Source organism: Embleya hyalina, assembly GCF_003967355.1.
GTDB classification, from domain to species: Bacteria; Actinomycetota; Actinomycetes; order Streptomycetales; family Streptomycetaceae; genus Embleya; species Embleya hyalina.
This window is the reverse complement of record NZ_BIFH01000017.1, coordinates 167,898-182,742: the sequence shown is the minus strand read 5'-3', so window position 1 is coordinate 182,742 and position 14,845 is coordinate 167,898. Positions and strand designations below refer to the sequence as shown.

15 protein-coding genes are annotated in these 14,845 nt (G+C 73.1%); 10 read left to right on the top strand and 5 right to left on the bottom strand.

The window, feature by feature from the left end:
• Positions 1–150: 150 nt before the first annotated feature.
• Together EMA17_RS14185 and EMA17_RS14180 are read right to left on the bottom strand one after the other, a co-directional pair.
• A complete protein-coding gene (locus tag EMA17_RS14185; protein WP_218042822.1) occupies positions 151–906 on the bottom strand; it encodes an SDR family NAD(P)-dependent oxidoreductase in 756 nt (251 codons plus the stop codon).
• On the bottom strand, positions 903–1,646 hold the full coding sequence (locus EMA17_RS14180; RefSeq protein ID WP_160161400.1) for an SDR family NAD(P)-dependent oxidoreductase: 744 nt from the start codon (positions 1,644–1,646) through the stop codon (positions 903–905). Before EMA17_RS14180 ends, EMA17_RS14185 begins: the two co-directional genes overlap by 4 nt.
• Positions 1,647–1,810: 164 nt before the next feature.
• Between EMA17_RS14180 and EMA17_RS14175 the strand changes: the two genes are divergently transcribed.
• The 6 genes from EMA17_RS14175 to EMA17_RS14150 all read left to right on the top strand — a co-directional run bounded on the left by EMA17_RS14175 (position 1,811) and on the right by EMA17_RS14150 (position 8,675).
• Complete coding sequence (locus EMA17_RS14175) at positions 1,811–2,086, top strand: FmdB family zinc ribbon protein (protein ID WP_126637350.1); 276 nt, start codon at positions 1,811–1,813, stop codon at positions 2,084–2,086.
• 45 nt (positions 2,087–2,131) lie between these two features.
• The gene (gene fmdA, locus EMA17_RS14170) at positions 2,132–3,394 is read left to right on the top strand and encodes a formamidase (protein WP_126637349.1); all 1,263 of its coding nucleotides are present in this window, start codon (positions 2,132–2,134) and stop codon (positions 3,392–3,394) included.
• 124 nt (positions 3,395–3,518) lie between these two features.
• The gene (locus EMA17_RS14165) at positions 3,519–5,285 is read left to right on the top strand and encodes a hypothetical protein (RefSeq protein WP_126637348.1); all 1,767 of its coding nucleotides are present in this window, start codon (positions 3,519–3,521) and stop codon (positions 5,283–5,285) included.
• A 56-nt stretch (positions 5,286–5,341) separates the two neighbouring features.
• Positions 5,342–7,096 (top strand): hypothetical protein, encoded by a 1,755-nt coding sequence (locus EMA17_RS14160; RefSeq protein WP_126637347.1) that lies wholly within the window; start codon positions 5,342–5,344, stop codon positions 7,094–7,096.
• Positions 7,097–7,183: 87 nt separating this feature from the next.
• Positions 7,184–7,765, top strand: coding sequence for a putative glycolipid-binding domain-containing protein (locus EMA17_RS14155; protein WP_126637346.1), 582 nt, complete (start codon positions 7,184–7,186; stop codon positions 7,763–7,765).
• Positions 7,766–7,841: 76 nt separating this feature from the next.
• Positions 7,842–8,675, top strand: coding sequence for a sirohydrochlorin chelatase (locus tag EMA17_RS14150; protein WP_126637345.1), 834 nt, complete (start codon positions 7,842–7,844; stop codon positions 8,673–8,675).
• A gap of 108 nt (positions 8,676–8,783) precedes the next feature.
• Here the strand turns inward: EMA17_RS14150 and EMA17_RS14145 are convergent, their stop codons facing one another.
• Together EMA17_RS14145 and EMA17_RS14140 are read right to left on the bottom strand one after the other, a co-directional pair.
• On the bottom strand, positions 8,784–9,638 hold the full coding sequence (locus EMA17_RS14145) for an amidohydrolase family protein (protein WP_126637344.1): 855 nt from the start codon (positions 9,636–9,638) through the stop codon (positions 8,784–8,786).
• Positions 9,635–10,495, bottom strand: coding sequence for a fumarylacetoacetate hydrolase family protein (locus tag EMA17_RS14140; RefSeq protein WP_126637343.1), 861 nt, complete (start codon positions 10,493–10,495; stop codon positions 9,635–9,637). Before EMA17_RS14140 ends, EMA17_RS14145 begins: the two co-directional genes overlap by 4 nt.
• A gap of 225 nt (positions 10,496–10,720) precedes the next feature.
• Between EMA17_RS14140 and EMA17_RS14135 the strand changes: the two genes are divergently transcribed.
• Both EMA17_RS14135 and EMA17_RS14130 read left to right on the top strand, forming a co-directional pair.
• Complete coding sequence (locus tag EMA17_RS14135; protein WP_126637342.1) at positions 10,721–11,032, top strand: L-rhamnose mutarotase; 312 nt, start codon at positions 10,721–10,723, stop codon at positions 11,030–11,032.
• 70 nt (positions 11,033–11,102) lie between these two features.
• Complete coding sequence (locus EMA17_RS14130) at positions 11,103–12,350, top strand: CapA family protein (protein WP_126637341.1); 1,248 nt, start codon at positions 11,103–11,105, stop codon at positions 12,348–12,350.
• A gap of 21 nt (positions 12,351–12,371) precedes the next feature.
• Here the strand turns inward: EMA17_RS14130 and EMA17_RS14125 are convergent, their stop codons facing one another.
• Positions 12,372–13,010 (bottom strand): TenA family protein, encoded by a 639-nt coding sequence (locus EMA17_RS14125; RefSeq protein WP_126637340.1) that lies wholly within the window; start codon positions 13,008–13,010, stop codon positions 12,372–12,374.
• Between the two features lie 299 nt (positions 13,011–13,309).
• Here EMA17_RS14125 and EMA17_RS14120 point away from each other — a divergent pair, with 299 nt between their 5' ends.
• Positions 13,310–13,954, top strand: a complete 645-nt coding sequence (locus tag EMA17_RS14120) for a Crp/Fnr family transcriptional regulator (RefSeq protein WP_126637339.1) — start codon at positions 13,310–13,312, stop codon at positions 13,952–13,954.
• Positions 13,955–14,070: 116 nt separating this feature from the next.
• Complete coding sequence (locus EMA17_RS14115; protein ID WP_126637338.1) at positions 14,071–14,769, top strand: hypothetical protein; 699 nt, start codon at positions 14,071–14,073, stop codon at positions 14,767–14,769.
• The last annotated feature ends 76 nt before the right edge of the window (positions 14,770–14,845 follow it).

The following is a 14,845-nucleotide window of genomic DNA, read 5'->3' as shown; positions in this document are numbered from 1 at the left end:
GGCGCCCCCTCGTTCCGCTCGGCAACCCCGTCAGGTTAGACGCGTGATCGACCGGTTACCACACGGTGTTCGCCCTTGTCGGGAAAGCGCGCCGTGTGCTAAGTACGGGACGCTTGAGGGGATTTGGTCGGGATCGATGCCCGGCCCGGCTCACAGGAAGGTGTCCCGCCCCCCGTTGACGATCAGGGTCTGGCCGGTGACGTAGCGGGAGGCGGGCCCGCACAGGAACACCGCGGGCGCCCCGATGTCGGTCTCCGGATCGCCGACCCGGCGCATCGGCACCTTGTCCGCGATTCGCCCCTCCATGGTCGGATCCGCCTCGAACGCGCCGGCCAGCGCGGGTGTCACGGCCAGGGGCGCCAGCCCGTTGACCCGGACACCGGTGGGGCCCCACTCGCGGGCCAGCGCCTTGACGAAGCCGCGCTGGGCGCCCTTGACGCCCGCGTAGAAGGACAGGTTCGCGCTGCCGCGCATCCCGGCCGGGGAGGTGAGCAGCAACAGCGCGCCCTCGGTGGCGCGCAGCAGCGGGTACGCGGCGCGGGCGACGGTGAACGAGCCGGTGAGCGAGACGTCGGCGTGCTCGCGCCACAGCGCCGGGTCCGCGTGCTCCAGGTCCACCGGTTCACCGGAGCGCCGCGAGGTGGCGTTGTGCACCACCGCGTCCAGCCGGCCGAAGCGGGCCGCGGTCGCCTCGATCGCGGCCCGGACCGACTCCGCCGAGGTGACGTCGCACGTGGTCGCCCACGCGGTGCCGCCGCGCGCGGCGATCTCGTCCGCGACCTCCGCCCCGGCCGCGAGTCGGCGCGCGGTCACCACGACGGTGGAGCCGGCCGCCGCCAGGGCCAGGGCGATGCCCCTGCCGAGGCCCGCCGCCGCACCCGTCACCAGGGCCACGTGTTCGGTCACGGCGTCATCAGCGCTCCTCCGTCGACGATCAGGGTGGTGCCGGTCAGCCGGGCCGCGGCCGGGTCGAGCAGCAGCGCCACCGCGTCCGCGACGTCGGCCGGCGTGGTCGGGCCGGGCAGCACCGCCTCGCCCCGGTCCACGTCGGTGCCGCGCAGGTGCTCGGCGCCGTAGGCGAACACGTCGGGGGTGACGAGGTTGACGGTGATCCCGTCCGCCGCCCAGCGGCGCGCGGCCGACTTGGCCAACGCGCGCAGCGTCTCGGCGGCGGTGGCGAGCGGGACCAGGTCGGCGGCGCCTTCGAGGGCGATCGCGGGCACCACCAGGACGAACCGGCCCCGGCGCGGGGCCAGCGGTTCGCGGGCCGCCTGAAGCACCGTCAGGCCGTGCCGGACCGGGTCCTCGGCCAGCCGCCGCCACTGGTCGTCGGTCAACGCCGCGAGCGGGCGCGGGGTGAACGCGTCGTCGGGCGGCATGGTGTACACGAGCGCGTCGAGCGCGTCGTGGCCGGCTTGCCGCAGCAGGTCGGGGAGGGCGTCGCGGAAGGTGTCCGGGGTGTCCAGGGGGACCCGAGCCGTGACCACGCGCGCACCCGTGGCGGCGGCGGTCTCGGCGAGCCGACCCGACGTCCCCGCCTCCTCCCGGTCGCACAGGATCAGGTCGCGGCCGTCCGCGACGAGCCGGTGTGCGATGGCCTCGCCGAGGCCGGTCGCACCCACGACGAGGGCGACTTGTTCCGCCACGGGACCTCCGAAGGTGGTGACCGACTGGTGATCGACAGCGCGATGGAACCACGGAGCCGATGAATTGACCATGCGTCAGGTGCGATCCGCGTGTCGTCCGTTTCCTTTTGCCCGGCGCTGTGCTGTGCTTCCGGCAGACCCGGTGACCAGGCGAGGAGGCGATCGTGGCGACCTACGTGTACCGATGCGCGGACTGCGGTGACTTCGAGCTGACCCGACCGCTGGGCGAGGCCGGCCCGAGCGAACGATGTCCCGCCTGCGCGGAGCCCGGTCGGCGGGTGTGGACCGCACCCCGACTGGCCGGCAACGGCGTCCGGATCCGCGCGGCCGCCGCCGAGGAGCGCTCGGCCCACGCCCCCACCGTCACCTCGGGCCCACCACCCCGACCCGGAGTACGCGCCTCCGGCGACCCCCGGCACGCCCGACTACCCCGGCCCTGACCCCCCGTCAACGGCCGCCGTCACCAAGAGGCTTCGAGGAGTCACATGCCCGAGATCGTGTTCGGTGTCGACCAGTCCCGCCCCTTCCGGGAGCAGAAGACGCTCGGCCACAACCGATGGCACCCGGACGTGCCGCCGGTGACCGTGGTCAAGCCCGGAGCCGAGTTCCGGATCGAGTGTCGCGAGTGGTTCGACGGCACGATCGGCGACAACGACAGCGCCGACGACGTGCGCGACGCCGACCTGACCATGGTGCACCAGCTCAGCGGCCCGATCGGGGTCGAGGGCGCGCGTCCGGGCGACCTGCTGATCGTGGACATCCTCGACGTCGGCGCCTGCCCGCAGGACGACACCTTCGCGGTGACCGGCCCGGTGGCCGGCCAGGGCTGGGGCTACACCGGCCTGTTCGCGAGGGAGAACGGCGGCGGCTTCCTCACCGACCACTTCCCCGGCGCGTACAAGGCGGTCTGGGACTTCCACGGGCAACGCGCCACCTCCCGGCACGTCCCCGGGGTCGAACTGACCGGCATGATCCACCCCGGCCTGATGGGCACCGCCCCCTCGGCCCGACTGCTCGCCGAGTGGAACGCCCGCGAGGGCGCGCTGCGCGCGACCGACCCGAACCGGGTGCCGCCGCTCTCCCTGCCGCCCGAGCCGATCGCCGCCGTGCTCGGCTCGATGGACGCCGCCCGCGCCGCCGAGGCCGCCCGGGAGGCCGCGCGTACCGCGCCGCCGCGCGAGAACGGCGGCAACCAGGACATCAAGAACCTGACCGCGGGCTCCCGGATCTTCTACCCGGTGTTCGTCGACGGCGCCAAACTCTCCGTGGGCGACCTGCACTTCTGCCAGGGCGACGGCGAGATCACCTTCTGCGGCGCGATCGAGATGGGCGGCTTCATCGACCTGCGCGTGGACGTGATCAAGGGCGGCATGGAGACCTACGGGGTGACCACCAACCCGATCTTCATGCCCGGACGCTCGGCGCCGCAGTACGGCGAGTACCTGACCTTCACCGGGTTCTCGGTCACCGAGGACGGCGAACAGCGCTACCTGGACTCGACGTTGGCGTATCGGCGGGCCTGCCTGAACGCGATCACCTATCTGACCAAGTTCGGCTACACGCCCGAGCAGGCGTATCTCATCCTGGGCGCGGCGCCGATCGAGGGCCGGTTCTCCGGCGTGGTGGACATCCCGAACGCCTGCGCGACGCTGTACCTGCCGACGGAGATCTTCGACGTCGACATCCGCCCGTCGGCGGCCGGACCGGTGCGCGTCGACCGGGGGCAGTGCGCCACGACGAGCGACTGAACCGGGGACCGTCGAACCGAGGGGAGGGCACTTCGCGCGCTTCGGCGCCGGGGTGCACCTCGGCCGAGTGGTTGTCGGCCGGACCCCGTAGCTTCCTGGTGAGGACGCCACGGAGGGTGCACGAGTGTCGAAGACCGCCATCATCGCGCTGCTGGCCGAATTGAACGATGTCGACGGATCGATCTTCGCACGGATGCGGGAGGAGATGCCGGCGGCCCTCCGGGAGACCGAGACGCTGCCGCCGGCCCTGGTGCACGACGCGCTGCGCCGGGCGGACGAGGCGGCGCTGTTCGCGATCGCCGGCAACCTGGGGCTGCCGCGCGGCGCGCTCGCCGAGCTCTACACCGGCCCGGCCCTGCCGGCGCTGCGCGCGTTGCGCGCACTGGCCCCGAAGAATCCCCGCGCGTACACCGAAGTCACGCGCGGACTCGGCGAGTTGATGGAGCATCACCTCGGCGACTCGACCGCCGCCTGGGGCCGACTGCTGGCCGCGTTGCCGACCTGCGCGACCTCCCTGGGCGCGGCGATCGAGGCGGCGGGGGCCGGCGAGGAGGCGGCCGACCTGCGCGTCCCGGCGGATCTGCGCGCCGAATTCCGCCAGTTGTTGCTGCTCGCGCCGTCGGAACTGTTGGCCGAACTTTTGCCCGCGCTGCGCCCGCACACCGTGCGCGACCTGCTGCGGTTCGGCGCCGAGGTGCCGCCGGCCGTCCTGACCGAGCTGATCGCCCGGGCGACGCCGGCCCAACGGCTCGCGCTGGCCCGGGCCAGGCGGGCCCGCCCCGAGGTGGCGGGCGCGCTGATCGACCTCGGCGACTCGGCGCTGAACGCGGCGGTCTACCTCAACCCGCGCACCGGCCCGGCGATCCGGGCCCGGATCATGGCCTCGGCGACCCCGCTGCACCCGACCGTGGCGGAACGGGTGTGCCGCGACTGGGCGATCACGATCCGGCTGCCCGCGCTGTGGTCCGGCGACCCGCTCCTGGTGCGCTCCGCGCTGCTGCGGCGCGGCGCGCTGGGCCTGCCCCTGTCCGAGTGCCTGGCGATCTGGCAGGAACGCGGCGTGGAGGGACTGCGCCCGTACACCCACCACGTGGTGCCGATGCCGACCGGGCGGCAGGCGCAGCCGTTCCGGGCCCCGCGCTACCGACTGGTGCTGCTGATCACGCTGCTGCGACTGGGCGAACGCGCCGGACCGCGCGCCGCCCTGGACCTGGTGACCGACCTGGGTCTGCCGGAGCCCCTGGCCGCCCGCTGTCGCGAACTGCTCGCCGGGCCGGACCCGCTCGACCGGATGCGGGCCGAGGTCGCCGCCGCCGGTGGCACCCGCCGACTCGCCCGGCGGCTGCGCGGCCACCTGCCGGGCGTCGGCTGGCCGATGATCGAGACACCCGTCGTGGACTGGGCCGAGATCCGCCGGGCCCACCGACGCAATCCGTTCGGCGACCGGGCGCTGGCGCTGCTGCTGGACCAGGACGGGTGCCCGGCCGAACTGCGCCGCGCCGCCGAGGCCGTGCCGCGCGCCCCGTACCGCTCTCGACCCGGTCGTTGGCCGACGCCGGTGACCTGGACCGATCCGCGCGGCGTGCACCGGCGCACCCCCGAGGAGCAGACGATCGCGACCGAGTTGGCGACCGGGCGGGTGCCGCTCGCCGAGGTGCTGACCCGTCCGCGCGCGGCGGCCGCCGCCGAACTCCTCGGCCGTTGCGAGGCGATCGCCCCCGACGCCCGCGCCGCCCGCGAACTCCGGGAGCGTTTCCGGGCCCTGATGGCGGGTCGGGTCGCCCCCGCGGATCGTGTGCCGTTCGCCGTGGTCGCGCTGCGGCTGCTGCCGGACTTCGAGGGCAGCCTGACCGAACTGGTCACCACCGCGGCCGGCGCCGCCCGTACCTGACCGTGCCCGGTACCGGCCGCCGCCGGGTGGGCCACGACCCCGAGAGGGCCTTCGAGATGGAATACCCCGCCGCGTTCGCGCTGCTGGCCGCGCTGGACAACGCCGAGGGCGAGGTGTTCGCCCGGGTGCGCGGCACCTACGCCCCGCACCTGAACAAGACGCGCGGCCTTCCGGTCGCACTGGTCCGCTCGGTGATCCGACACGGATCCGGCACGGACCTGATGAAGGTCGCGGCGCGCAACCCGCACGAGCGGGTCACCGCCGAGGTGTTCGCCCAGGCGCGACCGGCCGTCGCGGTGTTGCGCTTCCTGCGCCATTGCGGCTCCCACGACGAACTGTCCTATCTGCGCCCGATGGCCGAGACCACCGCGCTGCTCGACCGGCACCTGGGCGCCGACCCGCGTGCCTGGTCGCGGCTGCTCGCGCTGCTGCCGAACGCGCGGGGCACGGTCGCCGAGACCATCGAGGCGGCGGGTGCCGGAGCGGGCGGCCGCGAGGCGATTCCCGCGCCGCCGGCCGCGATCGCCGTCGAGTGGCGGCAACTGCTGCTGAGCGCCCACCCCGAGCACCTGGCCGCGCTGGTGGCGCATCTGCGCCCGCGTACCCTGCTCGACCTGGTGCACTTCGGCGCCGTGTTGCCCGTCGAGGTGGTCGCCGAGACGGTGCGCCGCGCGACCGCCCGACAGCGCCGGACGCTGGCCGCCGCCGAATACCCGCGCGCCGAGGTGTTCGACGCGCTGATCGAGCTGGGCGAACCCGGGTTGAACGCCGTCGTCTACGCCAACTCCCGGGTGGGCGACCGCGAGCGGAACCTGATCATGGCCGCCGCGGGCACGGTCCCGCTCGATCCGACCACGGTGGCGCGGGTGCTCCGGTCGGACAACGTGCGCTACCGGCGGCCCGCGGTGTGGTCCGGCGACCCGTCCCTGGTGCGTGCCGCGCTGTTGCGGGTGCGGCACTCGACCGTGGTGGTGTCCGAGGCGGTCGAGACGTGGGAGCGCGGCGGGATCGCGGCGCTGCGCCCGCTGTTCCACAACCGCTACCGGAACGAACAGCACGAGCCGTTCGTGTCGCCGGTGCAGCGCGGTGTGCTGCTCGGCGCGCTGCTCGGCCTGTGGGACCGGCACGGGCCGGCGGAGGCGGAGCGGCTGATCGACGACCTGCCGCTGCGGCCGGGCGTGGCCGCGAAGTTGCGGGCGATGTGCGCGCAGGGGGACGCGGGCCGGACGCGGATGCGGGAGGAGTGTCGTCGGGCGTTCGACAAGCGTGCCCTTCGGGTGGTGCGCCGGGAGCCGCTGGGCTTTCGGGTCGGTGCCCCGGGCCATCCGCGGACGGGGTGGCCCGTGCTCCTGGCGGCGCACGCCGAGGAGCCGTTGGACGGCGCGACGGCGCGCACGCTGAGCGCGTTCCCCGGATGCCCGGCGGAGATACTCGCCGCCGCCGACGACGGCACCGTCCTGCGGGCCCGCTGGCCGGTCCGCGGCCGGTGGTGTTCCGCGACCGGGCAGGACCACGTGTACACGAACGAGGCGCGTCGGCTGCGCGTCGAGTCGGCGAAGATTCCGGGACTGGCCGAGCAGGTGTTCTCCGGCCTGGTGCCCGCCGGGAAGGCACTGGACGTCTACGACCGGATCCAGCGGTACGGCCCCGACGCGTCGTTGGTCGGCGCACAGCGAGAGCGCATGCTCGCGTACCTCCGCGAATACCTGGGCGAGGGCATCGAACCCCGGGTGGTCGCGGCCCGACTGGCCCCCTCGTTCGCCGGGACGCTGCCCGAGCTGTTGGCGACCGCGGCCGCCGCGGCGGGCTGAACGGGAGGGGGTCGGCGGTGTGCGAGTCGTGTGCGGGTCCGGGAAAAGCGTTGGTGCGGGTGGCCGATTCGGGGTACCGATGCACACGTGACGGATGAGCGCGTACTGACGTGGCAGGTGACCGAGAGCGGCGGGCAGGAGACCTCGTGGGTCGAGTTGGGCGCGTCCCGGCTGAGCGCGCGGGGTGAGGCCCTGGGCACGTCGCCCCGGTCCTATCGGCTCACCTACCAGTTGGAGACGGCGGAGGAGTACGTGACCACCCGGTTGCGGGTGGTCGCGCAGGGTGCGGGCGAGACCAGGCGAGTGGACCTGCGGCGCACGGCCGAGGGCTGGACGGTGGACGGCGTCCCGCGCCCGGACCTGGCCGACGCGCTGGACTGCGACCTGGGCCTGTCCCCGCTGACCAACACGATGCCGATCCGGCGCCACGGGTTGCACGAGGGGCCGGGCAGGCACCGGTTCCTGATGGCCTTCGTGGCCGTGCCGGACCTGGTGGTGCACCCGTCCGCGCAGACGTACACGCACCTGGAGACGACCCCCGACGGGGCGCGGGTGCGGTACGAATCGGGCGACTTCGCCAGTGATCTGTCCGTGGACCGCGACGGATTGGTCGTGGACTATCCGCAATTGGGCACCCGGATCCGGGCCGAGCGCACGCAGTACCGGTGATCATGGCCGTAACAGTCCTGTTGCTCTTGGCGTCCGGCTGTGAAGGCTTTGGCCGGATTCCATAAAATCCGGTCCCATGAGCTCCTCCTCGGACGCAGCGTCCCCGCTGCCCGCCCGCACCCCAGGTCTGCCCACCCGGGTGCCGCAACCCCGTCAGGGCGGACGGCACCGTCGGCCCGATTCCCATGAACTCCCGGAGGCCGCCAAACCGTTGATTCTCGCCGTGCCCGGACCCGCGAACGGCGAACTGCTCGCCCTCGTGGGCGAGGTCGCGCTGTTGGCCGGCGCCGATCTGCCCGGTCTCGACATCCGACCGGTGGTGATAGAGGAGGACGGCACCGATCTGGCCGCCGTCCTCCACGGTGCCCCGGCGGCGGTCGTCGTCCCGCTCCTGCTCGGCCCGAACGCCGCGGCCACCGCCCGTACCGATGCCGCGCTCGCCGCCGCGGAGGGGGAGTTTCAGCGCTGCGGCGTGCTCGGTCCGCACCCGTTGCTGGCCGAGGTGCTGCACGAGCGGCTGTCCGAGGCGGGTCTGGCCCGGGCCGACCGGGCCCGACTGTTCAGTGTGGCCACCGCCGCCGAGGGCATCGTGCTGGTCACCGACGGGGGCCCCGAGGCGGTGGCCGCCGCCGAGGTGACCGGTGTGCTCCTCGCGGCCCGACTGGCGCTGCCGGTGATGACCGCCGACCTGGGCGATCCCAAGACGGTGGTGGCCGCGGCCGAGCGGCTGCGCGAGATGGGCGCGGGGTCGATAGCGCTCGCGCCGCACATACTCGGACCGGACGTCGAGGCGGGTCGGATCGCCGAGGTCGCCGAACAGGCCGGCTGCACGGCGGCCGGGCCGATCGGCGCGCACACTGCGGTGGCCAGGCTGATCCTGCACAAGTACCTGGAGGCCTGCGGCCGGTAGCGGCGACACTCGTGTCGCACCCGACGGCGCATGGCTCCCCCCGTGCCATGCGCCGTCGAAAGCGGCGGACCCGACGTGTCGTCGACGGCCGTGGCCCCCGACGTGTCGTCAGAAGCCGTACACCCGGCGGGCGGTCGTGCCGAACACCAGGTCCCGCTCGGCGTCGGACAGTTCGGCGCACGCGTGGTCGGCGATCGAGACCACCGTGTCGTAGGACGCGGCAAGGGTGCATACCGGCCAGTCCGAGCCGAACATGGTGCGTTCCGGGCCGAAGCAGGCCAGTGCGTGTCGGGCGTACGGGAGGATCCGGGCCGTCGTCCAGTCCCGCCAGTGCGCCTCGGTGACCAGGCCGGACAGCTTGACCGAGACGTTCGGCAGCGCGGCCAGTCGCTCGATCGTGTCCGCCCACGGTTGCCAGGCGCCCGCGCCGATCGCGGGTTTGCCGAGGTGGTCCAGCACGAAGGACAACCCGGGATGGCGCTCCGCGACCCGTACCGCGGCGGGCAACTGCGGCTCCCGCACCAGCAGATCGTAGGTGAGCCCCGCGGCGGCCAGCGCGGCCAGCGAGCGGGTCACGTCGGGGCGCGACAACCACTGCGGATCCGCCTCGTCCTGGACGAAGTGCCGCACGCCGACCAGGTGTTCCCCGCCGGGCGCGGCCCGCAGCGCGGCCGCTCGCCCGGCCGGGTCGGGGGCGGTCAGGTCGATCCAGCCGACCACGGCGGCCACGGGGGTGGTCGGGTCGGCGGCGATCGCGAGCAGTTCCAGGGTCTCCTCGGTGTCGGTGCGCGCCTGGACCGCGACCGTGTCGACCGGGCCCGCCGCCCGGGCCAGTTCGTCCGGTCCGAACCGGCCGCGCAGCGGGTCGGCCCACGGGCCGTCCATCCACCCGTACGCGTCGGGGCGGGCGTCGGTGTCCCACAGGTGGTGGTGCGCGTCGATCCGCCGCGCGGCCTCGCTCACGCCTGTCCGATCCGCTGCCGCTGGCGACCGAACGAGCCGCCCGGTCCGCTGATCTCCACCTCGACCACGTCGCCGGCGCGCAGGTAGGGCGTGCCCGGCAGGCCGAGGGCGACGCCCGCGGGAGTACCGGTGTTGATCACGTCGCCGGGCTCCAGGACCATGAACCGACTCAGGTAGCGGACCAGGTGACGCACACCGAAGATCATCTTCGCCGTCGAACCGTCCTGCCGGATCACCCCGTTGACCCACAACCGCAAGTCCAGTGCCTGTGGGTCGGCCACCTCGTCGGCGGTGACGAACCAGGGGCCGAGCGGGTTGAACGTCTCGCAGGACTTGCCCTTGTCCCACTGCCCGCCGCGCTCCAACTGGAACTCGCGCTCGGAGACGTCGTTGCTGATCGTGTAGCCCGCGATGCAGGCCTCGGCCTCGGCGTCGGACTCCAGGTAGCGGGCCCGGGCGCCGATCACCACCGCGAGCTCCACCTCCCAGTCGGTCTTGTGGCTGTCCCGGGGGATCAGGACCTCGTCGTCGGGGCCGATCACGGTGCCGGGATCCTTCATGAACACGATCGGCTCGGCCGGCACCTCGGCGCCGGTCTCCGCCGCGTGGTCGAGGTAGTTCAGCCCGACGCACACCACCTTCCCCGGGCGGGCCAGGGCCGCGCCGATCCGGCCCGGTTCGGCGATCGGGGGCAACCCGCCGGCCGCGAGCGCCGCGCGGGCGCGGGCGATACCGTCACCGGCGAGGAACGCGCCGTCGAGGTCGGCGGTGATCGACGACAGGTCGTGCACCGCGCCGTCCGGGCCGAGCACGGCGGGGCGTTCGAGGCCGGGGGCGCCGACCCGCAGGAATTTCACGGAAGGTCACTCCAGAGGTACGGAAAGGTCTGCACGCGACTCAGTCATCGGACCAATGGGATTCGATTTTCCGGAGCCCTGGCCTTGATACTGCCGATATGCAAGATTGACTCGACCACTGAAACTTAATGATCGGATCAATGTCAAGGTTGTGTCGGGTCGGAGGGAAACCGTCCGCATCACGACCCGCCGCCGGCGTCGATCCGGGACTCGAAGGGCGCCGACATGCGCGTGGCACTGCACACCCGGCTGCGGACGGGACACGAGGACGAGTACGAACAGGCCCACCGCGAGGTGCCGGCGGAGTTGACCGCGGCCATCCGGGCGGCCGGGGTGCGCGAGTGGAGCATCTGGCGCAGCGGGTCGGAGCTGTTCCATCTGATCGACTGCGAGGACTACTCTCGGCTGCTCACGGAACTGGCCGAACTCCCGGTCAACGTCGCCTGGCAGGCCCGGATGGCCGAGCTGACCGAGGTCGGCCACGACTACTCGGCGGCGGGTGCGCAGGCGGGCCTTCCCGAGGTGTGGCGGCTCTGAGCGCCTCCGGCGTGTTCGGCCGAACGGTCGCTCTTCGGCTGCGGTCGCGCGCGGGGGGGAACACGGGGCCATGGATACGTCACGTACGAGGGACACCGCACGCACCGGACGCCGGGCCGGGGTCGCGCTGGTGGTGGTCGGCCTGCTCAGCGGGCTGATCACCCTGGTCTGGGACGCGGACCGCACCGAGGGCAGCGCGCGCCGGGACCCGATCGCGGCGCCGAGCGCGACCGCGGGCGGGTCGTCCGGATCCGGGGCACCGGGGACCGGGCCGGCCGGGAAACCACCGATGAGCTTCACCCTGACCACCACGGGCGACGTACTCGCCTACCCGACGATCATCGCCCAGTCGCAGCAGGACGCGGGCGGTTCGGGGAACGACTTCCACCGCATCTTCGCCGACGTCCGGCCGCTCGTGCAGGGGTCCGACCTCGCGTTGTGCCACATGGAGACCCCGTACGGGCCGCCCGAGGGGCCGTTCACCGGGTATCCGATCTTCGCCGCGCCGCCGCAGATCGCCGGGACGCTGGCGGACACCGGCTACGACGGCTGCTCGACCGCGTCCAACCACACGCTGGACGGCGGCTTCGCCGGGGTTCGGCGCACCCTGGACACCCTGGACGCGGCGGGCGTGCGGCACGCCGGCAGCGCGCGGACCGAGGAGGAGGCCGCGCCGACCATCCTGGAGGTCAAGGGGGTCAAGGTCGCCCACCTGTCCTGGACCTACGACACCAACGGGATCCCGCTGCCCGAGGGCAAGCCGTGGTCGGTCAACGTGATCGACAAGCAGCGGATCATCGCCCAGGCCCGGGCCGCCCGCGCGGCCGGCGCCGAGGTGGTCCTGCTCAGCCTGCACTGGGGCACCGAGTGGCAGCGCGAGCCGGACGAGCAACAGCGGACACTCGCCCGGGAGTTGACCGCCTCGGCGGACAACGGGGTCAAGGACGTCGACCTGATCGTCGGCACCCACAACCACGTGCCGCAGGCGTACGAGAAGGTCAACGGCACCTGGGTGATCTACGGCATGGGCGACGAACTGGCCAACTTCCCGGACAAGCCGCGCGGCAACTACAGCTCGGCCGGGATGTTCACCTTCACGCGCGACACGACGGGGCGGTGGAGCGTGACCGAGGCGCGGTTTCGGCCGCTGTTCGCCCATCCCGGCCCGCCGTTTCGGATCCTGGACGTGAACCGGGCACTCGCCGATCCGGGCACGCCGGCCGACACCCGGGCGCTGCTGCAGACGGCGCGGTCGACGGTGGTCGACGCGGTGCTGTCCGAGGGCGCGGCGGGGGCGGGACTGGTGGAGGACCGATAGGGGCGGCCCCGTGCGGCTCGGCTACGACGTCGGGAGGGCGTCCCAGAAGGCCAGTTCGTAGCTCTGCATCAGTCGGGCGGCGGTCTTGGCGCCCTCCTGGTCGTCGCCCCCGTCGAGGCCGGTCTGCAACAGGGTCAGCGCCGCGTCCTCGAAGCCCGGGGGCGATGCGGAGAAGAAGGTGAAGAAGGCCACCTGATCCTCGGTCAACTCGTGGTGGGTGCGCAGCGCCCGCGCGAAGCGCCCGCAATAGCCGCCCCAGAAGCCGAAGTTGACCAACAGGGCGAGCGCCACCTCGGCCCGCGAGCCGAACTGGGCCAGCCAGGCCAGGTGATGCGGATACCCCTGGGCGGCGGCGACCGGCGGGTGGCCGCGCAGTTCGGCGGCGCCCATGCCGACCGCCTCGGCGTACGGCGTCAACAACTCCAGGGCCTGCGCCTCGCCGCTCGCGAGCGCCAGGAACAGCGGCGCGGAGTCCGGGAAGCGAGCCGCCAGGAGGGCGAAGGAGCGCCCGTCACTGGAGATGATCCGGTACTCCTCGCCCGCGATCCGGCGCAACGCCTCGACGTCGACCGGGCCGGCCTCGGCGCGGTCCACGAACCGGTTCGTGGCGCCTTCGGTCAGGTCCTGGACGACCTGGGTATAGAGCATTCGTGCGTCCATCGTCCACCGTTCCACTCGTCGGTCCCGGCGCTCGCGACCCCGGCGCGACCCTCGTTCGGGAGCCGTATCCCTCCCCGGGAACGGGCCGATTCACTCCCCGATCGTGGCGGCGAGGGCGAAAACCGGTGGGGAAACCGTCGGAAATCCATCGAAGGGGTGACCGGTCGGCGGGACGGATCGTGCGCCGCGCACGGGGCGACGCACGGTCGGTTGGGCCGGTTCGGCGGGATCGCCGAACGCCTGCCCAACCCCGACACGCGTGATTAAGCTCTGGCGGCACGGGCGACGGAGGAGCGGGTGTGGCGGAGGAAGACAGGGCGTTGCCCAAGGAACTCCGGGACGTGCTGCGGGAATCGGGCCGCCGGTTGGGCTACGACCGGGGTGACGCGCTGTTCATGGAGGGCGATCACCCGCGCCACGTGGTGCTGATCGAACACGGGCAGGTCAAGATCGAACGAGCCACCTCGGACGGGTCGGCGGTGACCATCGCGGTGCGCGGACCGGGTGAACTGGTGGGCGAACTCGCGTGTATCGACGGGCGCGGCCGGTCGGCGACGGTGGTCGCCCTCGGCCCGGTGGTGGCGGTACTCGTGCCGCTGACCCGCTTTCGCGAACTGCTGAGCACGAACGCCCCGTTGGTGTACGCCGTGTTGATCCGCACGGTGTTGCGGATCCGCGAGTCGGACCGCTGGCGGGTCGAGTACGGCGCGCTGGCCACCGGGCGGCGGGTGGCCCGGGCGCTGGCCGATCGTACGCTGGGCCAAGCCGAGGGTCCGTGTGTGATCCGGACCACCCAGCAGGAACTCGCGGACGCGATCGGCATCTCCCGGGAATCGGTGGTCCGGGCGCTGCGTGTGCTGCACGAATCGGCACTGGTGCAGACCCGGCGCGGCAGCATCGTGGTGTCCGATCCGCCCGCTTTACGGGAATGGGCCGACGGATAACGCGTTGTGTGTCATCTGACGCGTACAAGCGGCCGGCGCCGGAGTACTCCTTGAGGGGCAGGAGGCAGGGAGTGGCGAGCGGTGCGCGCGAGCGCACGGCCCGATAGGGGGATTCCGTGGGAGCCAAGTCGCGATACATGTCGATCCTGGTGCTCGACGTCGAGCGATTCGGCAGGCGCTCGGACGTGACGCAGGAGTGGGTACGGGGACGTCTGTACGAACTGCTGCACTCCGCCCTCGAATCGGCGGGCATCGCCTGGGACGCGTGCGTGGTCGAGGATCGCGGTGACGGGGCGATCCTGCTGATCCCGGCCAACGTGCCGAAGGAGGATCTGACCGACCTGTTCATCGATCGCCTGCACGCCGGGTTGCGCAACCACGACCGGCACGCGAGCGACGAGGCACGGATCCGGCTGCGGGTCTCGCTGCACGCGGGGGACGTGGTGCAGGACACCCGGGGCTGGTCGGGCAGTGCGATCAACACCGCCTGCCGGCTGGTCAACGCGGACCCGCTGCGCGAGGTGTTGGCCGCCGCGGAGCGTGCGTGCCTGGCGCTGATCGTGTCCGGGCCCTGGCACGAGGCGGTGGTCGTCCCGGAGCGGGGCGGCCTGGAGAGCGCGGCCTACGGGGAGGTTCACGTGCGGGCCAAGGAGGTCGACGAGACGGCCTGGGTGTACGTACCCGGGTATCAGCGCCCACCCGCCACGGACACCGAGCGGCCGGCGAATTTGCCGCGAGGGAAGAAGACGACTGTCCGGCGCGGGGGGCTGGACAGGGGCTTCACCTTCGACGGGGAGGTTCGCTCGCCCGGGTGACGTGGTGGGTGGCGACGAACCGGGTCGGGTCCGCAAGCCCCCGACGAAGCCGACGGGGGTTTGCGGACACGACTCG

Coding starts and splice junctions, on each gene's coding strand:
- EMA17_RS14135 (WP_126637342.1), top strand. CDS start 10,721: ATGCGCGTGGCACTGCACACCCGGCTGCGGACGGGACACGAGGACGAG.
- EMA17_RS14150 (WP_126637345.1), top strand. CDS start 7,842: ATGAGCTCCTCCTCGGACGCAGCGTCCCCGCTGCCCGCCCGCACCCCA.
- EMA17_RS14125 (WP_126637340.1), bottom strand. CDS start 13,010: ATGGACGCACGAATGCTCTATACCCAGGTCGTCCAGGACCTGACCGAA.
- EMA17_RS14130 (WP_126637341.1), top strand. CDS start 11,103: ATGGATACGTCACGTACGAGGGACACCGCACGCACCGGACGCCGGGCC.
- fmdA (WP_126637349.1), top strand. CDS start 2,132: ATGCCCGAGATCGTGTTCGGTGTCGACCAGTCCCGCCCCTTCCGGGAG.
- EMA17_RS14160 (WP_126637347.1), top strand. CDS start 5,342: ATGGAATACCCCGCCGCGTTCGCGCTGCTGGCCGCGCTGGACAACGCC.